The following is a 19896-nucleotide window of genomic DNA, read 5'->3' on the forward strand; positions in this document are numbered from 1 at the left end:
TCGAAACTCTCCAGCCAATATTGAGGGTTTAGGATCTGCGACTTGACGGCAGGGAATTACACGGCTGTAATTAGGGCTGACGGGTAATTCGGGCACATTTTTGCAGTGGGGTGGGAGACGATATGACGCAGTCTGAGTATCGTTCCGGGGTTCCTGAGGACTGGTTCATTGACCCGGTTCGTTTGGGTGTCCCCGGAGTTCGCAAGGAAACCGGCGACGGCGATCCGTTGTCGTGGCAGTCGGATTCGCTGTGCGCGCAGACCGACCCTGAGGCGTTCTTCCCCGAGAAGGGTGGCTCCACCCGCGATGCGAAGAAGATCTGCTCCTCCTGCGAGGTGAAGACCCAATGCCTGCAGTACGCGCTCGCGAACGACGAACGCTTCGGCATCTGGGGTGGCCTCTCCGAACGCGAACGGCGCAAACTGCGCAAACGCGCCAGCTGACCCGGCGCGCGGCGCGGCCGTCCCGGACGGCGCCCCGCGCGGCACCAGGCTTCCCCGCTTCGCCCCCTCCGACGTCGACCCATCCGGGCGGCGGATTTCAGGCGCGCCCCAGCGCTTCCGCGACGTTCGGCGCGGACCAACCTAGGCTGTGATCGATATGCATGCCAGAGTCACCGCCATCCTTGTTGCCCGAAACGGCTCGAAGCACCTCGAGACAACCCTCGAGGCGCTGAGCCGGCAGACACGTCAGCCCGACGTCGTCATCACCGTCGACTGCGGATCCACGGACAACAGCGCCGCGCTGCTGGCTGCCTACGGCCCGACTCATTTCATCTCCGCCGACTCCGACCTCACCTTCGGGGAGGCCATCGCCGCCGCGGTGCGCGTGACGGCGCCTCCCGAATCCGACGGCGAGATGCTCTGGCTCCTGGCCCAGGACAGCGCCCCGGAGCCGGGCGCCCTGGCCGCGATGCTCGGTGAGCTCGAGATCGCCCCCTCGGTGGCCGTGGCCGGCCCCAAGGTGATGGACTGGCACGTCCGCGACTACATCCACGAATTCGGGCAGTCGATGACACCCGGCGGCGCGACCGTGACCCTCGTCGAAAGCGAACTGGACCAGGGGCAGCACGACGGCATGAGCGACGTGCTCGCCGTCAGCGCCGGGGGGATGCTCGTGCGCCACACCGTCTGGGAACGCCTCGGCGGCTTCGACCCGGCACTGCCCTCGGCAGATGACTCCCTCGACTTCTGCGTGCGCGTGCGGATGGCCGGGTACCGCGTCTCCGTGGTGGCCGCCGCACGCATCGCGTCCGCCGGCGACGGTGTGGCCGGCCCCAGCGGGTCGTCACGCGGCCGGGCACGCCGCAAACGCGTCCGCGCGGTGCGCGCCGCCCAGCTCCACCGCCGCCTCGTCTATTCCCAGGGCTGGATGATCCCGGTGCACTGGCTCGGTCTGGTCCCCCTGGCGTTGTTCCGGTCCGTGGGACAGCTGTTGCAGAAGGAACCCGGCGCCGTCCTCGGCGAGTTCTCGGCCGCGTTCGCCGCGGCCTTCAGCGGGATCCGGGTCTCCGCCGCGCGGCGCCGTTTCGCCGCGACCCGCACGCTGGGCTGGGGTTCGATCGCCAGTCTGAGAGTGTCCTCGGCCGAGGTGCGCCGCCGGCACGCGCTCAAACGGGAGGCCAGCCTCACCGGGGCGAGGGGCGACCGGCCCGAGATCCGGTTCTTCGCCGGCGGCGGAGCCTGGACGGTGATCGCCGCGGCTGTTGCCGGGGTCGCCATCCTGGCCCCCCTGCTCGGGGCCCGCACCCTCACCGGCGGTGGGCTGCTGCCGTTGTCGGGCACCCCCGCCGGGTTGTGGGCTGCCGTCGGCTACGGCTGGCGGGACATCGGACTCGGTTTCGTCGGCGCGGCAGACCCGTTCGCGGCTGTCCTGGCGATCCTCGGCTCGCTCACCTTCTGGTCACCCTCCTTCGCGCTCGTCCTGGTGTACTTCCTCGCCCTGCCGGTGGCGGCGCTCGGCGCCTGGCTCGCGGCAAGCCGTCTCTCGCACCGGGCCTCGATCCGGGCCGTCGCCGCCGCGCTGTGGATCCTCGCCCCGACGTTCCTCAGCGCCCTCGCGGCGGGCCGCCCCGCCGCGATCCTCGTGCACCTGCTCCTCCCGTGGCTGTTCTTCGCCGGCTACGCGGCCGCCCGGTCCTGGTCGGCGTCCGCCTCGGCCGCGCTGTTGTTCGCCGCGATCGTCGCCTGCGCGCCGTCGCTGGCCCCCGCCCTGATCGTGGCCTGGCTGGTGTCCATCCTGGCCAGCGGCCGAGCGGTCATGCGCTACCTCGGCATCCCCCTGCCCGCGCTCGCCCTGGCCGCACCCCTGATCTGGGACCAGGGCCTGCGCGGAAACTGGCTCGCACTGATCGCCGACCCCGGGGCGCCGGTGCCGAGCGCCGCCGTCTCCGTCTGGCAGCTCCTGCTCGGCTTCCCGACCGGTGAGCTCGGCGGCTGGACCCCCCTGCTCGAGATGCTCGGACTGCCCGGCGTCCACGCGTCCATCCTTGTTCCGGTGCTGCTCATCCCGCTGGCCCTGCTCGCGGCCGTCTCGCTGTTCCTTCCCGGCGCGCGGGGCGCCAGCTTCGCGTTCCTGGCCGTGTTGCTCGGCCTCGGCACCGCTGTCGCCTCCACCCACCTGTTCCTCTCCTCGGTCGGATCCCAGTCGGTGAACGTCTGGCCGGGAGCCGGGCTCAGCCTGGCCTGGCTCGGTCTCGTCGGCGCGGTCGTGTTCGCGCTTCGGAGCATGCCGCGGTTCTCGATCGCGCCGGCGGTCAGTGCGGTCATCGCCCTGGTGATCGTGGCGGCCCCCCTGATCGCGGCCCTGCCGCTCGGCACCAGCGTCGTGCAGGAAGGCACCGACAGGACCCAGCCGGCATTCGTCGCGGCCGAGGCCCGAACGGATGCCCGGGTCGGCACCCTGCAGATCGTGCCCCAGCCGGACGGCGGCATCCTGGCCACCATCGTTCGCGGTGACGGCGCCACCCTGGACCACCAGTCGACCCTGAGCAGCACCGACGGCTCCCTCTCCGCCTCCGAACGGGACCTGGCGACCCTGGCCGGCAACCTTGCCTCCCGCAGCGGGCTGGATGCCGCCGGCGGACTGGCCGACTTCGGCATCCGCTTCGTGCTCCTGCGCCCGGCAGCGGTCGTGCCGACCGGACCGGGCAGCGCGGCCCCGGCCAGCTCCGCCGCGCTCGAGACGGCCGGGCGCTCGACGACCGCGCTGGACGGTGACGCTGCCCTCGTCCCGGTGGGCGATACCGCCTTCGGCCGGCTCTGGCGGCATGACGCCGCGGCCGTGCCCGGTGCCGCCGGCGAGATCCCCCGCAACGCCGGCGGCCTTCTCGGCCTGGTCTTCGCGCTGGTCGCGGCCGTCGTCATCGGAGCGACAGTGCTGCTCTCGATTCCGACCGGCGCGGGCCCGGAGGCCGTGCGCCAGGCGAACCGGGACGCGATCCGGCAGACGGCCAGGGCCGACGCACGCACGAAGAAGGCAGACGCCCGGGAACTGAAACGGGCAGCGAAGGCGAAGGCGCCCGCCGTGACCGACGCCGGGAAACCAGCCGACGAAACCGCTGTCGATGTGGCCGATACCGACGCCATCCTCGCCGATGACGCCCCCGCCGACGAACGCGCGGCCGACGAGCGCCCCGCCGACGAACGCCCCGCCGACGAACGCGCGGCCGACGAGCGCCCCGCCGACGAGCGCCCCGCCGACGAACGCCCCGCCGACGAACCCCCAGCCGACGAACCCCCGGCCGAACCGACGACCCCCCTGGAGGAGGATGACGATGCCAAGTAGACGTAGGGTCGCCCTCTTCGGGGCCCGGGCACTGGCCGGTACGGTGGGCCTGGCCGTCGCGGTCGTCGTCGTCGGCGCCGCGGCGGTCGTGCCTTGGCCGACGCTCGAGAGGGCGCCGGCATCCGTTCTCGTCTCGCCAGTGCCGACGGAACAGCAGCGGGTCTGCCCCGGCCCCCTGCTGACCCTCGCCGAGGACTCGAGCCAGGCCCAGGCCGCCACGTCCGTCGGCCCGGCGGATGCCGAGTTCGGCGCCAACGCGACCTCGGCCGGATCCGACTGGATCCGTCCGTCGTCCACGGAGCTCGCGGCACCCGATAACGCGAAGAGCGACGTGGACGGCGCACCGCGCCTGGTTCGGGTGCCCGTGCAGGATGGAGCGACCACGGTTCCGCTCGTCGGGGCCAGCCAGTCCCAGACCGCGGCGACCGATTCGCTCGCCGGCCTCGCCGTCGCTGCCTGCGCCGAAGCCGTCAGCGATGCCTGGCTTGTCGGCGGGTCCACCGATGTGGGCCGCACCAGTCTCGTCCTGCTCAGCAATCCCAGCACCGTCGTCGCGGCCGTCGACCTGGCGGTCTACGGCGAGGCCGGCCTGGTGAACGCGCCCGGGTCGACCGGGATCCTGGTCCAGCCCGGCGCACAGCGGATCGTCTCCCTCGCCGGACTGGCCCCGAACCTCCGTTCCCCGGTCGTCCACGTCTCCTCTCACGGCGGCCAGGTTGCCGCGGCCCTCGAGCAGAGCGTGGTCCGGGGCCTCGAACCAGGCGGCGCCGAAATCGTGGGGTCGTCGGCCGTGCCGGGGCTCACCCAGCGGATCGCAGGCCTGCTCATCACCACGCAGGCGGCGGTTGCGGCGACGGACAGCACGGGGATCGCCGAGGACACCCCGTCTGTGCGGATTCTCGTCCCCGGCGACACCGCCGCCACCGTGGAGCTGGGCGTGGTGGGTGCGGGCGGACAACAGGTCGGAATCGAAAGCGAAGAGGGCAAACCTGGCGGGTCCTCGCTGCAGGTCGAGATCCAGCCCGGAATCGCCACGGAGGTTCCGCTGGTCGGACTCATACCAGGTGCCTACTCGGTCGAACTCCGGTCGGACCAGCCGATAGTGGCCGCGGCCCAGGCGTCCTCGGTCGGAACCGCCGGCAAGGACTTCGCCTGGTTCTCGGCCTCCGGAACGCTCGACGACGACTTCCTCGTCGCCGTCGCCCCCGGACCCGGCCCGGCGCTCCACCTCGTGAACACCGCCGACGAGGACGCCACCTACACCGCGACCCCCGAGACGGGCCAGCCGGTCACGGTGACCGTGCCGGCCGGTGAGTCAGGAACGCTGCCGCTGACGGCATCCGCCCGCTACCTCGTCTCCGGCGGCCGAACGACCGTCGCCTCGGTCGGCTATTCCGGGGCCGGGCTGGTGTCATCCTTCACCCTCGGCCAGGCCGGGCCGCTGGCCGCGCCGATCCAGGTCTACCCCCACTGATAAAGCCCGCCGCCGGTGCTGGCAGACTGGTCTGACGTGTCCCTTGAACCTCTGGAGCCAGCAGTGACCAGCACCGACGCCCCGCCCCGCCCCCCGGCGATCGAGCCGGTCGCCATCGCCGTGATCGGGGGCTCCGGCCTCTACCGATTGTTCGACGACGCAACGTCCACCTCGGTCGAGGTGGACACGCCGTACGGTCCTCCCTCGGCTCCGATCACCATCGGTGAGCGCGCCGGCCGACGGGTCGCGTTCCTGCCCCGGCACGGCGGCGGGCACTCCGCTGCCCCGCACCTGATCAACTACCGGGCGAACATCTGGGCGCTCGCCTCACTCGGCGTCACCGCCATCATCTCGTCCTCGGCCGTCGGCGGTGTCAGCCCCGAGTACCCGCCGGGCCTGCTCGTCGTGACCGACCAGTTCATCGACCGCACGTCCGGCCGTGCCGACACCTTCTTCGACCGGGGGAGCGTCGCGCACCTTGCGGCGGCCGACCCGTTCGACCCGATCCTGCGCCGCACCGCCGTCGCGGCCCTCGCCGGCCTCGACGAGGACTTCGCTCCGTCCGGCACCGTCGTCGTGATCCAGGGGCCGCGGTTCTCCACCCGGGCGGAATCGCTCTGGTTCCGGGCCGTGGGGGCGCACATCGTCAACATGACCCAGTACCCCGAGGTGGTGCTCGCCTCCGAGCTGAACATCGGAACGGTCAACCTGTCGTTCGTGACCGACGCCGACGCCGGGCTGTCCCCGGAGGCCGGGTTGTCCCCGGAGGCGGGGTTGTCGCCGGGGGCCGGGTTATCGGCGGGGGAGGGGGCCGACGCGGATGCCGTCTCCGCGACGCTCGTCTTCGCCCGGCTCGCCGACGCCCAGCCGCGCATCCTCGCCGCTATCGACGCGATCCTGCGCTCCGTTCCCGGGGACTTCGCGCCCCGGCAACTGATCGACCCTGGGCAGGTCGCCGCGGTGCTCGCCCGGCCGGCCGGCCCGGGAGCCGGGCTCCCGCGGTGAACGCCCCGCGCCTGCTCGTCACCGGTGGTGCCGGCTTCATCGGCGGCGCCATCGTCACGGCCGCACTCGAGCACGGGTGGAGCGTGCGCGTGCTCGACTCCCTCCGCAGCGACGTGCACGGGGCGCTGCCCCTCGTCGACCCGCGGGTCGACGTCATCGTCGGCGATGTGACCGATCCCGGCGTCGTCGCTGTCGCACTGCGGGAGATCGACCTCGTCTGCCACCAGGCCGCGAAGGTCGGGCTCGGCGTGGACTTCTCCGATGCCCCGGACTATGTCAGGAGCAACGAGGTGGGTACGGCCGTGCTCCTGGCCGCGATGACGGCAGCCGGCATCGACCGGCTGGTGCTGGCCTCGTCCATGGTCGTCTACGGCGAGGGCAGCTTCCGCGGTTCCCGCGGCCCGGCCCGGCCGGGGCCGCGCCGGGCCGCCGACCTGACGGCCGGCGTCTACGACCCGGTGGACGAGGTCACCGGCGAACGACTCGAACCCGCGCTCACCACCGAGGAGGACCCGCTCGACCCGCGCAACGTCTATGCGGCCACCAAGCTCGCCCAGGAATACCTGGCCTCGGCCTGGGCCCGAGCGACCGGCGGCCGGGTCGCCGCGCTGCGCTACCACAACGTGTACGGCCCCGGGATGCCGCAGAACACGCCGTACGCCGGCGTCGCCTCCCTGTTCCGCTCGGCCCTCGAGCGCGGCGAGGCACCCCGCGTGTTCGAGGACGGCGCCCAGCGCCGCGATTTCGTGCACGTCGCGGACATCGCCTCGGCCAACCTCGCCGCACTCGACTGGACCGGCGTCAGCCCGGCATCCACCTTCCGGGCCTTCAACGTCGGCAGTGGCACCGTGCACACCATCGGTGACCTGGCCGAGGCGCTCAGCCGCGCCTCCGGCGGGCCTGACCCGGTGGTCACCGGTGAGTTCCGGCTCGGGGACGTGCGGCACATCACCGCGTCGTCCGAACGCATCCGCGTCGAACTCGGCTGGTCCCCGACGGTGACCTTCGAGCGCGGCGTCGCGGAATTCGCCACCGCCCCGTTGCGGGCCGCCGTGCGGCGCTGAGGCGCAACGGCCCGCCCGGAACGGCCCGCCCGGTCCGGTCAGCCCGCCGCGACCGGATGCCGGGGCAGCAGCACGTCGAAGCGGCAGCCGCCCGGCACGTTCCGCACCACGACCTCGCCGCGATGGGCCCGCACGATGCCCTGCACGATCGCCAGACCGAGCCCGGCCCCGCCCGACCGGGTCGGCTCCGAAGCCGGGGTGCGCGGTTCGCTCGCGCGCCAGCCGGCCTCGAAGACGCGGCCGAGGTCCTGTTCCGGGATGCCGCCGGCGGAGTCCTGCACCGAGATCACGGCGCGTCCGTCGTCGTTCTCGGTGACCGACACCACGATCTCCAGTCCGGCCGGGGAATGCTGGATCGCGTTCATGACCAGGTTCCCGACCACCCGCGACAGCTCGCGCGGGTCGGCGAGGATGGTCAGACCGGTTTCGCCTTCGAACCGGAGGTCGAGGGACTTCGCCCGGGCGACCGGCCAGAACCCGGCGACGGTGTCACTGATCAGGTCGTAGAGCGAGACCGGTTCCACGGCCAGCCGCAGTGTGCCGGAGTGGATCCGCGACAACTCGAACAGGTCGTCGACCATCCCGGAGAGCCGGTCGACCTGGCCGCGCATCTGCGCGTAATACCGGTCGGGGTCCTCCGCCATGCCGTCCTCGAGGGCCTCGGCCATCGCCCGGATGCCCGCCAGCGGTGTGCGCAGGTCGTGCGAAATCCAGGCGATCAGTTCCCGGCGTGACTCCTCCACCCGGTTCTCCCGCGCCCGGGACTCGGCCAGGCGCTCGCCCGTCGCCGCCAGTTCTCCGGCCAACGCCGCGAACTCGGTGTTGCTGTGCCGGTCCGCCGCAACGACCCGTTCGCCGCGGCCGAGGCTCGCCGCGGCCGAACGCAGCTCACGACCCTCCCGCACCAGGCTGCGGCCGAGCACCGCGGACATGACGAGCGACACCAGGCCGGCCACTCCCGCGACCCAGTAGAAGACGGTGACGTCGTGGGTGGAGACGTACATCTGCGAGGCGACCGCGGCCATCCCGCCGACCACGGAGACCACCGCGGCGAGGGCGACGACCATCAGCTGCAGAACAAGGGAGGCGCGGGACAGCATCCGCAGGGCCAGCAGGCCCAGCGCGCCGACGACGACCGCGCTGGCGAGGGCGAACAGGGTCACGGTGGCCAGGACGTCCAGGGTCATCAGTCTCTCCGTTCCTCGGGTGCCGCTTCCGGGCGGCCGAGGGGCACCGGGTCGAACCGGTAGCCGACCCCCCAGACCGTGTTCAACAGCCGCGGATGCGCGGAGTCGGCCTCGATCTTCTCCCGTAGCCGGCGCACGTGCACGGTGACCGTGGACAGGTCTCCGAATTCCCAGCCCCAGACCGAACGCAGCAGGTCCTCCCGGCTGAGGACCTTGTGCGGCCGCCCGATCAGGTAGGCGAGCAGGTCGAACTCGCGGGCGGTGAGTACCAGGGGCTCCCCGTTCAGCCGCACCTCGTGGGCAGACGAGTCCAGCGTGAAGTCGCCGACGCTGACCAGTCCCTCCGGGACGAAACCGGCGACATTGCGGCGGAGCACCGAGTGAACGCGGAGCACCAGCTCGCGCGGCGAGAACGGCTTGGCCAGGTAGTCGTCGGCGCCCGCCTCGAGGCCGTCGATCCGGTCCTCCTCCTGGTTGAGTGCGGTGAGCATGATCACCGGGATCGACCAGTTGGCCCGGATCCGCCGGCACACCTCGATGCCGTCCAGCAGCGGCAGCATCCGGTCGAGCACGACCAGGTCGGGGCGGAGCTCCTCGGCCTTGCGGAGCCCGTCGGGTCCGTCCGGGGCCTCGTCCACGATGAAACCGGCGGCACGCAGGTAGCGGCTGACGATCTCGGAGACCGTCGGGTCGTCGTCGATGACGAGGACGCGCCGGTCCTGGCGCACAGCTGATGTAGTCACGATCTCAGGATAGAGCCGTGCTGCTCCGCTCCAGGGCCCCGCCCGATCGTTCCTCAGCCTGTAATCTTCTCGAGGCGTTTCAGCCTTTTCGCCGCCATAGTGTCGAACCATGACTGTGATCCGGGTGGACCTCGTGCTGCCGTGCCTGAATGAAGCGGGTGCCCTTCCCTGGGTGCTGTCCCGTCTGCCGGAGGGCTACCGCGCCATTGTGGTCGACAACGGCTCCACCGACGGGTCGGCCGCAATCGCGGCCGCGGCCGGGGCGCTGGTGGTGTTCGAGGAGCGGCGAGGATTCGGTGCCGCCGCGCATGCCGGCCTGCTGGCGGCGACCGCGCCGATCGTCGCCTTCTGCGATGCCGACGCGTCGATGGACCCTCGGGAACTCCCTCTGGTCGTGGACCCGGTGCGCGCGGGGGAGGCCGACCTGGTGCTCGGCCGCCGCCGGGCGAGCACGTCGAAGGCGTGGCCGTGGCACGGCCGGATCGCCAATACCAGTCTGTCCTGGCGACTGCGCCGAATAACCGGTGTGAACATCCATGATCTCGGCCCCATGCGCGCCGCGCGACGCGAAGACCTGCTCTCCCTCGACCTCCGGGACCGCCGTAGCGGCTATCCCCTGGAGATGTTCCTCCGTGCCGCGGCTGCCGGCTGGCGCATCCGCGAAGTGGACACCACCTATTCGCCGCGGGTCGGCCGCAGCAAGGTGACCGGAACGGTGCGGGGAACGCTCACCGCGATCGCGGACATGTCCGCCCTCCTCAGGGAGACCCGCCGATGACGATCCTGGTGGTCATCGCCAAGGAATGCGTGCCCGGCAAGGTCAAGACCCGGCTGCACCCGCCGCTCAGCCTCGCCCAGGCGGCCGAGCTCGCCGCCGCGAGCCTGGACGACACCCTGCGGGCTGTGTCGAGCCTGCCGGCCACCCGCCGCATCCTCGCCTTCGACGGCATCGTGCCGCCCGGCGCGGCCGCGGGATTCGAGATCCTTCCCCAGGTCGCCGGGGGCCTCGACGAACGCCTCGCCGCGATCTTCGACCACTGCGACGAACCGACCGTCCTGATCGGGATGGACACGCCTCAGGTCACCACCGCACTCCTCGAACCGGTCTTCACGGACTGGACCGACGACGTTGACGCCTGGATCGGCATCGCCGACGACGGCGGATTCTGGGCGCTCGCGCTCGCCGAGCCGCGGGGGGACCTCATTCGCGGCATCCCGATGTCCCAGGGCGACACCGGTGCCCGCCAGCTCGAGCGGCTGCGCGCGGCCGGACTGCAGGTGGCGTTCCTCCCCACCCTCACCGATGTGGACACGATCGACGACGCGCACACCGTCGCGGGCATCGCCCCCGACGGCGGATTCGCCCGGGTGCTGGCCACCATGCTCGGGCCGGATGAGAACGGAAAGACCCGATGACGCTCCTGGCCCGGACCGACGCCCGGGACGACGCCCTGGGCGAGCTCTTCGAACCGTCGACCTTCGGTGCCGGCGGGGCCGAGCCCTACGCGGCGGCGCTGCGGAACGCGGAGAATGTGCTCTACCTGCGCCGCGCCCGGTCGGAGCCGCACGCCCTGCCGTTCGTGATCGACGCGGGACGGTGGAGCGCGGATGCCGACGCCACCGACCTCCGCCTCCTCACCGGAATCACCGGTCCGGTGCTCGACATCGGCTGCGGGCCCGGTCGGATGGTGCGCGCGGCGATGGGCCTCGGCCTCTCCGCCCTCGGCATCGACGTGTCGGCGACCGCGGTGCGGATGGCCGTGGACTCGGGGCTGAGCGTGTTGCGCCGCAGCGTGTTCGACCCCATGCCGCTCGAGGGCGCCTGGGCGGCCGCGCTGCTCGTGGACGGCAACATCGGCATCGGCGGCGACCCGTCCGCCCTGCTGGAGCGTTGCGCGGCCCTGCTCGCCCCGGACGGCGCGTTGCTGGTGGAGCTGAGCCAGGACCCCGACACCGACGACCGCTACGACGGCACGATCGAGGATGCCTCCGGCGGCCGGAGCGCCATCTTCCCCTGGGCCGAACTTGGCCTGGCCGGCCTGCGTGAGCGTGCCGGCGACGCCGGACTGTTCGTCGCCGAGGACTGGCGGCAGGGCGGCCGCTGGTTCGCCCGGTTGCTGCGCGCTTAGAGCGGCCGCCGCCGGCCGGCCCGGCTGGCGCGCGCGTAGAGCGCGGCGGACGCCGCCGTGCCCAGCACCGCGATCACGACCCAGAACACGGCGAGATTCGTGCCGTAATCCAGCGGGAGCACGGTCGGGTTCTCCGGGGCCCGACCCTGGGTCTGCGCCACGATCTCGGGCACGACGATCAGCGTCATGATCGAGCCCAGAACGATCGCGCCCTGGAGGACGGCGACGACCGTGCCGGCCAGTCGCCGGCCCGCGCGGCGCAGCAGCACCCCTCCGAAGAAGACGAGGGGGGCGATGACGGCGTCGTGGACGAGGATCGCCGCCCCGACCCAGAGGGCCACGCCGGGAAGCCGGGCGATCCGCACGGTGTCCACCATGACCCAGGCACCCCAGGCGAGGCCGGCGGCACCGAGCAGGACGAGGGTGGCGCGGGCCACGCGCATGCCCCGGCCGGGAGCCGCCCGCTCCGGGGTCAGGGCGACGGATGCTGTGCTGACCTGGTTCATGCGGTGATCGCCTCGATTCGACTCAGCCATTTCGTCTGCAGCACGCCCGGCCGGCCGGGGGCGATCATCCGCGCCGGGTAGCCGTGCTCGAGGTCGAGGGTCTCGCCGTTGAGCTCGAGCGCCACCAGGGTGAGCGGGTCCCGCACGTACTCCGGGCCCATCTGGGTCTGCCGGAAACTGCCGCGTTCTTCCAGGCTCACCAGCTTGAACGAGGTGTCCGCGCCGGCGCCGACCAGGTCGGCGAGGTCGCGCAGCCGAACGCCGCGCCAGGCGGCCATCTGGCTCCAGCCCTCGACGCAGGCGATGGGGAGCGTGACTTCGGTTTGCGGCATCCGTTCGAGCTCGGGCCGGGTGAAACTGCGTTCCACGCCGCCGTGGGTGACCGTGAGCACCCACCCCGCGATGACCGCCTCGGTGACATTCGCCTGCTTCGAGGTGCGGTTGACGGGGACGCCCTGCTGGCCGACCCCCTTCTTGCGCGGACCGAAGGCGTTCACCGCGTCGAGCGGTGCGAACGTCTGGCCGGCAGTCAGCCCGACAACCGCGGCGACGGCGACGCCGACCGTGGCGAGGAATCCGCGGCGGCTCACCTTCTCGGCGGCCGGCGGGGTGGCGTCCAGGTAGGCGATGAGCCGGCCGGTCAGCCCGGTCGACCGGCTGCTGCCCCACAGCCGCTCGGCTTCGGTGCCCGCGACACGTTCGGCGGGCACCGCATCGGTGAGGTGGTCGGTGCCGGGCCCGTAATCTGTTCGTTTGCGCCAGAACCGGGCGATGATCGGCAGCTTGATGCCGATGTGCAGCGCCAGCGAACCGATCAGCACCCAGGCCAGGGCGAAGTGCACCTGCCGGAACGGGAACGGCCACGGGTACCACTGGTACGTGTTGAGTAGCCCGATCGTGATCTGCACGAGGGATGCGCCCACGAACAGGGCGATCGACGCCCGCTCCAGGAGGTGCACGAAGGAACGCACCGGCGGGTAGGCGAAGAGGTCGGGGAACACGACGTAGAGCTTGGCCAGCAGCAGCGGAAAACACGCGATCCCGGCGATGATGTGGGTGCCCTCGGTGAACTGATAGAGGAACTCCGGCCTGGTGGGGAAACGCATCCCGGGCAGCGGCTGTTGCAGGAAATGGCTGTACAGCCCGGTGCCGAAGCAGACCAGGAACGCGGCGCCGAGCAGACGGCCGATCACTGTCGCCATCCGCGGGTTGCGCGCCGGCGACGCCAGGGATCGCTGGGCTTCGTACATCAAACGGCGCATAGTCCATTGCACCAGTTTCGAGCGGCCGGGGCGGCCCGGAATCCTTACGGTTCGATGACGCGCGCAGGCCTGGGTCCGGTGGCCGGCCCGGGACTCCGACAGGATGGCAGTGTGCGAATCACTGTCGTCTCCCTGCTCCTTGCCGCCATCGCGGCGCTCACCGGGTTCGGGGTGGCGAACTTGGACCTGTTCGCACCCGGCCGCGACACGGTGCCGCTTCTCGTCTCCCTCTCCGTCGTCTGGCTGCTGTTCGCCGCCGCGGTGATCGCGCTCCGGGGCGTCCGCGGGCGGGCGGTCGTGGTGCTCATCCTGGCCGGTTCGATCGGGATCGGCGCCGCCGCCATGATCGGGCCACCCAACACGAGCACCGACTCTGCCCGGTATGCGTGGGACGGAATCGTGGCGAACGCCGGCGTGTCGCCGTATGCGTATGTGCCCTCCGACCCTCGCCTCGATTCCCTGAGGCCGGACTGGCTGTTCCCGGCCCCGCAGATCGGGGCTGACGGATCCGCCCGCTGCGTCGGCGAGCGCATCCAGACCGTGCACCGGGGCGGGCCGGACGAGGTGCTCTGCTCGGCGTTGAACCGCACCAGCGTCCCCACCATCTACCCGCCCGCCGCCGAACTGTACTTCGCCGGAGTGCGTATGGTCACCGGGCCGGGTCCGGCCTATTGGCCGTTGCAGCTGACCGGGCTGCTGCTCAGCGTCGGCACCACCGTGATGCTCCTGTTCGGGATGCGCCGCCGCGGCATCGACCTGCGCCGTGCCGCGCTGTGGGCGTGGTGCCCGCTCGTGGCATCCGAGGCCGTCACCAACTCCCACGTCGACCTGCTCGGAGTCGTCTTCACCCTCGCCGCCGTCTTCCTGGTCACCCGGGAACGCTACTGGAGGGGCGGCATCGCCCTCGGCGCGGCGATCGCCACCAAACTGATCCCGGTGATCGCGGCCCCGGCGTTGCTCCGCCGGCAGGGCTGGAAGGTGATCGTCGCCGCCGTCGTCACCTTCCTCGTTCTGTACGTCCCCTACGTCCTCACCACCGGAATCGGGGTCCTCGGCTACCTGCCCGGCTACCTCACCGAGGAGGGGTACCAGGACGGCACCCGGTTCGCGCTCGTCTCGCTGGTCGCGCCCGGCGGTGCCGGGGTCTACGTCGTTGCCATCCTGCTCGCCGGAGTCGCCGCACTCACCCTGTGGAAGACCGATCCGGCCCAGCCCTGGCTCGGCCAGCTCCTGATGATCGGCAGCACGTTGATCATCCTCAGCCCCCGCTACCCGTGGTACGCCCTGCTTCTCGTGCCGTTCGTCGCCCTGAGCGGCCGGTGGGAATGGCTCGTCGTGCCGATCGCGCTGAGCATCCGGATGCTGGTGCCGTCCGTGCAGCTCACCCGGGTGACCCTCGCCGTGGCGGTCATCCTCATCGTTGCCATGGCGTTCCGCCGGGCCGGTCCGGGTGCGGTCGAACGTCTGCTCCACTGGGGGCCGTTCCGGGGGAGACCGCCCGGTCGATCGGCCTGAGGCACGCAGAAAGGCGCCTTCGTCCAGTGACGAAGGCGCCTTTTCCTCTATACCGGGGTCGCGGGGTGCTACTTGGTGGCGACGGTGATCTTCGCGATGCCGACGAGGAGCTGGTCGGCGACGGCCTCCGTCTTGAACGTGCTGTTCAGCAGGCCGGCGGCCTCGGCGGAGATGTGCACGGTGGTGCCTTCGAGGATGGCGTTGTCGCCGTCCATCTGCAGCGGCTTGAGCGTGCCGCCGTAGAGGTTGAAGAGCAACACCTGGGTGGCCGCGGAGGTGCCGTTGACGCTGACGTCACCGAACAGCTTCGAGGAGCCGGGGTCGATGGTGAAGTTGGTCAGTTCGACCGTCGTGTCGCCGGCGGTCAGCGAGAAGCCGGAACCCTCGTGCTCGATCGAGCCCTGGACGAACGGACGGTAGCTCTCGTTCGGGTCGTAGTAGTCCACGTTCCCGCCGGTGATCGGGAAGTGCAGGCTGCCGTCGACCAGGGTGGCGGTTCCGACGGTGCCGGGGGTGAGGCCCAGGCTGGTCAGCGCCGTGGCGAAGTCGGCGTCGAGGAGAACGGCGGTGTCGACGCCCTTGAGCGAGGGGATCGAGGCGACGGGCTTCGGGGTGGCCTCGGCGGAGGAGGACGCGGACGGCTTGGCGGCCGACCCGGTGGCCTCGGCGCCGCTGGAGCACGCGGCGAGGCCGGCGATGAGCAGTCCGGCAGTGGCGAGGCTGATGGTGGCCTTGGAGAATGAACGCATGGTGTGATCCCTTTGTCTGTGTGGTTGGTCTGTGGGGTGTTGCTGTGAAGGTGGAGCAGCGTGTGGTGCTGACAATGGTTCGGTTCGAACGCCGAATCGGTTTGGAAAAAACCCACACCGGTTCGAAATCTCCGGATCGGCCGCGTGATCACGCGGCTCTTCCGCGGATGGAGCGCCGCCGCCGCGGTCGCCCGGGCGCGAAAAAGCGGCCGAGGAATCCTCGGCCGCGTGGGTGGGCTGTCGCCGGGCGGCGTTCGCCTGGCAGTGGCGGAAGCTAGAAGTGGCGGAAGCTAGAAGTGGCGGAACCGGTCCGGTGCCAGGTCCCAGGGGTCCTTGCCCAGCAGCTCCGCGATGGCGCGGAACACGCAGCTCTCGATGACCATCCTCCGGTGCAGGTCGTCATTGCGGTGCAGCCGGGTGAGGCGCTGGATCGGCAGCCGGTAGAAGACGATCCGGCGTTCTGCGGCGGTCACGGTCCACCGCTCGACCCCGACGTCGGGGATCACCGCGTACGGTCCGGCCGCCACCTCGAAGGTGACGTCGCTCAGTTCGTCCGGCCAGACCGAGCGCAGATAGTCGATGGTCGAGGCCAGCGTCATGTCGAACTGGCTGATCCTGGTCTGCAGCGGCGGCAGGAACGGTCCGGTGACCGAGCTGCGGATGCCGCGGCCGTGCCGGTCACGGCCCCGGCCGCGTCGGGTCGGCGCGGGCGTCGGTGCGGCGGCACGGCGGATTCGGGACATGGTCACATCCTAGTTCCGGCGCGGTGAGGGTAGCCTGAAGGCAATGTCTTCCAGGCCCTGTTCCCGCGTCGCCTGCCCGGATGAGTCCGTGGCTACCCTTACCTTCGACTACGGCGATTCGATGGCCGTGCTCGGGCCGCTTTCCCTGGTGCGGGAACCGCACAGTTTCGACCTGTGCGACCGGCACGCTCGCCTCACCTCGGCGCCCCAGGGCTGGCAGCTCGTGCGGCTGCGCACGATGCCGGCTCAGCCTCGCGACTAGGTTCACGCTCGAACCGATCCCACCGGGCGGCGTTACGGTCAGGTTTCGGCCCGTGCCTGTCGGTGCGGGTCCCGTTACGGTCTGGTTTCGCGCCGCGCGTGTCGTTTCGGGCCTTCATGAGGCCGACATAGATTGACCGGACACCCCTGAACGAGTGCCCGGCCCGACCGGGTGCCCGTTCGCGATGACCTTGGAGTCTCATGGCGTTCCTGCCGAAAACCGACCATTCACCGGCGACGACGGGCGGGAGGGACAGCCAGCTCGCCCATACGCTCAAGCCGCGCCACCTCTCGATGATCGCCATCGCCGGGGTGATCGGGGCCGGCCTGTTCGTCGGTTCGGGGGCGGCCATCCAGCAGGCCGGGCCGGGCATTCTCGTCGCCTACGCCGCGGCCGGCCTTGTGGTGATCCTGGTCATGCGGATGCTGGGGGAGATGGCCGCCGCCCACCCGGAGACCGGCTCGTTTTCCAGCTACGCCGACAAGGCGCTCGGGCGCTGGGCCGGCCTGAGCATCGGCTGGTTGTACGCGTGGTTCTGGATCATCGTCCTCGGCATCGAGGCAACCGCGGGTGCCGCGATAGTGCACCGCTGGATCCCGGCGGTCGACCAGTGGGTGTGGGCGCTGGTGCTGATGGTGCTGTTGACCCTGACCAACGTCGCCTCGGTGAAGATGTTCGGTGAGTTCGAGTTCTGGTTCGCGTCGATCAAGGTGGCCGCCATCGCGATCTTCCTGCTGCTCGGCGTCGTCGCCATCCTGGGCCTGATGCCCGGACTCGACGCGCCGGGCCTCAGCAACCTCACCGGTCGTGGCGGGTTCTTCCCCAGCGGCAGCGGCGCGGTCCTCGGTGGCGTTCTCGTGGTCGTGTTCTCGTTCTTCGGGGCCGAGATCGCCACGATCGCGGCCGGCGAGTCCGAGAACCCGGTCGACGCCGTGAAGAAGGCGGTCAAGTCGACCGTCTGGCGCATCCTCGTCTTCTACATCGGGTCCATCGCCATCGTGGTCACCCTGCTGCCCTGGGACAGTGCTTCCGTCGCCAAGAGCCCCTACGTCGCAGTGATCGAGCTCTACGGCATCCCCGGCGCCGGCGCCATCATGGACGTCATCGTGCTGACCAGCGTGCTCTCCTGCCTGAACTCCGGGCTCTACACGGCGAGCCGGATGCTGTTCTCCCTGTCCGTGCGCGGCGACGCGCCGGCCGCCTGGTCCCGGGTCTCGACCAGTGGGGTGCCCCGCACCGCGGTGCTGGCTTCGACCGTGGTCGGCTTCATCACGGTGGGGCTCAACTACCTCGCCCCCGACACCGTGTTCCTGTTCCTGGTGAACACGTCCGGCGCGATCGCCCTGCTGGTCTGGCTCGTCATCGCCGTCTCCCAGCTCATCCTCCGCCGCCGGATGGGCGCGGAGGCCGCGGGCCGGCTTTCCCTGAAGATGTGGGCGTTCCCCTACCTCACCTGGTTCGCCATCGTCAGCATCGTCGCCCTGCTCGTCGGGATGGCCATTCTCGAGAAGACCAGGCAGGAACTGCTGATGTCGCTCCTCCTGGCCGCCGTCGTGGCAGGGATCGGCCTGTGGCGGTACCGGGGCGACACCCGCCCCGGGAAGGCTGCGCGCGAGACGGATGCTCTGGAACCCGCCCCCGACGAACCGGTCGGCTCCGCCCGCTGAGCGCCCGTCCCCGGTCGAATTCGACGGAGATTTTCGCTGATTCGGCCCGGAATCCCGTTCTCAGGCCCGTTCTGGCCAAAATCTCCGTCGAATTTGACGAGGCAGGGGATGGCAGGATGGTGGCATGACTGTCGTCGCGTCCCCTTCATCCACCGTGCCCGCCTTCCGGATCGCCAATCTGGCGCTCGCCGAGGCCGGCCGCCACCAACTCCGCCTCGCGGAGAACGAGATGCCCGGGCTGATGGCCCTCCGAGCCGAATTCGGCGAATCGAAGCCGCTCGCCGGCGCCCGTATCGCCGGATCCCTGCACATGACGGTGCAGACCGCCGTGCTGATCGAGACGCTCGTCGCCCTCGGCGCCCAGGTTCGCTGGGCCAGCTGCAACATCTTCTCCACCCAGGACGACGCCGCCGCGGCCATTGCGGTCGGGCCCACGGGCACCCCCGAGGCCCCGGCCGGCGTTCCGGTCTTCGCCTGGAAGGGAGAGACGCTCGAGGACTACTGGTGGTGCACCGAGCAGATCTTCGACTGGAGCACCGAGGCCGCCGCCGCGGGGGAGACCTGGACCGGCCCGAACATGATCCTCGATGACGGCGGCGACGCCACGATGCTCGTGCACAAGGGCCGCGAATTCGAGCAGGCCGGCGCGGTGCCCGACGCCACGGAGGCCGACAGCCACGAATACCGGGTCGTCCTCGACGTCCTCCGCCGGTCGCTGGCCACGTCGACGGACCGCTGGACCGTCATCGCCGCTGCCATCGCCGGGGTGACCGAGGAGACCACGACCGGTGTGCACCGGCTCTACGAACTCGCCGGCGCCGGCAGCCTGCTCTTCCCGGCGATCAACGTGAACGACTCGGTCACCAAGTCGAAGTTCGACAACAAGTACGGCATCCGCCACTCGCTGCCCGACGGACTCAACCGGGCCACCGACGTGCTCATCGGCGGTAAGGTCGTTTTCGTCGCCGGCTACGGTGACGTCGGCAAGGGCGCCGCCGAGGCGCTCCGAGGCCAGGGTGCCCGGGTGATCGTGAGTGAGATCGACCCGATCAACGCCCTGCAGGCAGCGATGGACGGGTTCCAGGTCGCCCGGATCGAATCCGTCGTCGAACAGGTCGACATCTTCGTCAGCGGCACCGGCAACTTCAACGTCATCGGGGTCGACCACATGCTCCGGATGAAGCATCTCGCGATCATCGCCAACGTCGGTCACTTCGACAACGAAATCGACATGGCGGCGCTGGAATCCCTGCCCGGCGCGGTCAGGGTCGAGATCAAGCCGCAGGTGGACGAGTGGCACCTGCCGAGCGGACGCAGCGTTCTCGTGCTCTCGGAGGGACGCCTGATGAACCTGGGCAACGCCACCGGGCACCCCTCGTTCGTGATGAGCAACTCATTCACCAACCAGGTGCTCGCCCAGATCGAGCTGTACTGCTACCCGGAGAAGTACCCGGTCGGCGTGTACGTGCTGCCGAAGCACCTCGACGAGAAGGTCGCCAGGCTGCACCTGGACGCGCTCGGCGTCGAACTGACCGTGCTCACTCCCGCGCAGTCCGCCTACATCGGCGTGCCGATCGACGGCCCGTACAAGGTCGACCACTACCGCTACTGACGCCCGTCTCGTTCCCGCAGGTCGCGCGCCCGCATCCGTTCTCACCGAGCGGATGCGGGCGCGTCGTCGTTGTGCCCGCGCGGGTGGGCGGGGGTGGGGGTGACACGCCCGGGCGGGGGCGGGTTTTGACGGGGTGGGCGGGGGGCCGTAATGTCTTCACGTACCCCAAAGGTGCGGAAAGCCGCAGAGCTT

The 19896-nt window shown here is 70.8% G+C and carries 18 protein-coding genes; 12 read left to right on the top strand and 6 right to left on the bottom strand.

All coding sequences use genetic code 11. The features are described from left to right. Positions 1-122 precede the first annotated feature (122 nt). The 5 genes from E3O48_RS17040 to E3O48_RS17060 all read left to right on the top strand — a co-directional run bounded on the left by E3O48_RS17040 (position 123) and on the right by E3O48_RS17060 (position 7329). Entirely contained in the window at positions 123-443 is a 321-nt protein-coding gene (locus E3O48_RS17040) for a WhiB family transcriptional regulator (protein WP_134510427.1), read from the top strand. 157 nt (positions 444-600) lie between these two features. Then, positions 601-3786 (top strand): glycosyltransferase, encoded by a 3186-nt coding sequence (locus E3O48_RS17045; protein ID WP_134540897.1) that lies wholly within the window; start codon positions 601-603, stop codon positions 3784-3786. Next, positions 3776-5260, top strand: coding sequence for a DUF5719 family protein (locus tag E3O48_RS17050; RefSeq protein WP_134540900.1), 1485 nt, complete (start codon positions 3776-3778; stop codon positions 5258-5260). Before E3O48_RS17045 ends, E3O48_RS17050 begins: the two co-directional genes overlap by 11 nt. A gap of 63 nt (positions 5261-5323) precedes the next feature. Next, a complete protein-coding gene (locus tag E3O48_RS17055) occupies positions 5324-6265 on the top strand; it encodes an MTAP family purine nucleoside phosphorylase (RefSeq protein ID WP_198413095.1) in 942 nt (313 codons plus the stop codon). After that, positions 6262-7329: an NAD(P)-dependent oxidoreductase gene (locus tag E3O48_RS17060; RefSeq protein ID WP_134540903.1), complete on the top strand. Its 1068-nt coding sequence runs from the start codon at positions 6262-6264 to the stop codon at positions 7327-7329. Before E3O48_RS17055 ends, E3O48_RS17060 begins: the two co-directional genes overlap by 4 nt. A 38-nt stretch (positions 7330-7367) precedes the next feature. Here the strand turns inward: E3O48_RS17060 and E3O48_RS17065 are convergent, their stop codons facing one another. Together E3O48_RS17065 and E3O48_RS17070 are read right to left on the bottom strand one after the other, a co-directional pair. Continuing rightward, positions 7368-8516 (bottom strand): cell wall metabolism sensor histidine kinase WalK, encoded by a 1149-nt coding sequence (locus E3O48_RS17065; protein ID WP_134510431.1) that lies wholly within the window; start codon positions 8514-8516, stop codon positions 7368-7370. After that, complete coding sequence (locus E3O48_RS17070; RefSeq protein WP_241982598.1) at positions 8516-9259, bottom strand: response regulator transcription factor; 744 nt, start codon at positions 9257-9259, stop codon at positions 8516-8518. The genes E3O48_RS17065 and E3O48_RS17070 overlap by 1 nt, the downstream gene beginning before the upstream one ends. Positions 9260-9368: 109 nt before the next feature. Between E3O48_RS17070 and E3O48_RS17075 the strand changes: the two genes are divergently transcribed. From E3O48_RS17075 to E3O48_RS17085, 3 genes are read left to right on the top strand one after another with little or no spacing between them, the layout of a single operon-like run. Next, on the top strand, positions 9369-10037 hold the full coding sequence (locus E3O48_RS17075; protein WP_134510433.1) for a glycosyltransferase family 2 protein: 669 nt from the start codon (positions 9369-9371) through the stop codon (positions 10035-10037). Further along, complete coding sequence (locus E3O48_RS17080; protein WP_134540909.1) at positions 10034-10675, top strand: DUF2064 domain-containing protein; 642 nt, start codon at positions 10034-10036, stop codon at positions 10673-10675. The genes E3O48_RS17075 and E3O48_RS17080 overlap by 4 nt, the downstream gene beginning before the upstream one ends. Further along, positions 10672-11388, top strand: a complete 717-nt coding sequence (locus E3O48_RS17085; RefSeq protein ID WP_134540912.1) for a bifunctional 2-polyprenyl-6-hydroxyphenol methylase/3-demethylubiquinol 3-O-methyltransferase UbiG — start codon at positions 10672-10674, stop codon at positions 11386-11388. The genes E3O48_RS17080 and E3O48_RS17085 overlap by 4 nt, the downstream gene beginning before the upstream one ends. Here the strand turns inward: E3O48_RS17085 and E3O48_RS17090 are convergent. Together E3O48_RS17090 and E3O48_RS17095 are read right to left on the bottom strand one after the other, a co-directional pair. After that, the gene (locus tag E3O48_RS17090; RefSeq protein ID WP_134540915.1) at positions 11385-11894 is read right to left on the bottom strand and encodes a hypothetical protein; all 510 of its coding nucleotides are present in this window, start codon (positions 11892-11894) and stop codon (positions 11385-11387) included. The two genes, E3O48_RS17085 and E3O48_RS17090, sit on opposite strands and share 4 nt — an antisense overlap. Next, complete coding sequence (locus tag E3O48_RS17095) at positions 11891-13156, bottom strand: molybdopterin-dependent oxidoreductase (RefSeq protein ID WP_134540919.1); 1266 nt, start codon at positions 13154-13156, stop codon at positions 11891-11893. Before E3O48_RS17095 ends, E3O48_RS17090 begins: the two co-directional genes overlap by 4 nt. Before the next feature lie 111 nt (positions 13157-13267). Here E3O48_RS17095 and E3O48_RS17100 point away from each other — a divergent pair, with 111 nt between their 5' ends. After that, entirely contained in the window at positions 13268-14671 is a 1404-nt protein-coding gene (locus E3O48_RS17100; RefSeq protein ID WP_134540922.1) for a glycosyltransferase 87 family protein, read from the top strand. 68 nt (positions 14672-14739) lie between these two features. Here E3O48_RS17100 and E3O48_RS17105 read toward each other — a convergent pair whose 3' ends face one another. Further along, on the bottom strand, positions 14740-15420 hold the full coding sequence (locus E3O48_RS17105; RefSeq protein WP_134540925.1) for a hypothetical protein: 681 nt from the start codon (positions 15418-15420) through the stop codon (positions 14740-14742). A 290-nt stretch (positions 15421-15710) separates the two neighbouring features. Next, positions 15711-16163, bottom strand: a complete 453-nt coding sequence (locus E3O48_RS17110) for a metallopeptidase family protein (protein ID WP_134540928.1) — start codon at positions 16161-16163, stop codon at positions 15711-15713. A 43-nt stretch (positions 16164-16206) separates the two neighbouring features. Here E3O48_RS17110 and E3O48_RS17115 point away from each other — a divergent pair, with 43 nt between their 5' ends. The 3 genes from E3O48_RS17115 (at position 16207) to ahcY (ending at position 19704) form a co-directional block, all read left to right on the top strand. Continuing rightward, entirely contained in the window at positions 16207-16425 is a 219-nt protein-coding gene (locus E3O48_RS17115) for a DUF3499 family protein (RefSeq protein WP_134510441.1), read from the top strand. Between the two features lie 200 nt (positions 16426-16625). Beyond that, entirely contained in the window at positions 16626-18092 is a 1467-nt protein-coding gene (locus E3O48_RS17120; RefSeq protein WP_134540931.1) for an amino acid permease, read from the top strand. A gap of 124 nt (positions 18093-18216) precedes the next feature. Next, positions 18217-19704, top strand: coding sequence for an adenosylhomocysteinase (gene ahcY, locus E3O48_RS17125; RefSeq protein WP_134510443.1), 1488 nt, complete (start codon positions 18217-18219; stop codon positions 19702-19704). Positions 19705-19896 lie beyond the last annotated feature (192 nt).

It is taken from the genome of Cryobacterium sp. HLT2-28 (assembly GCF_004402495.1).
Classification (GTDB): domain Bacteria; phylum Actinomycetota; class Actinomycetes; order Actinomycetales; family Microbacteriaceae; genus Cryobacterium; species Cryobacterium mannosilyticum.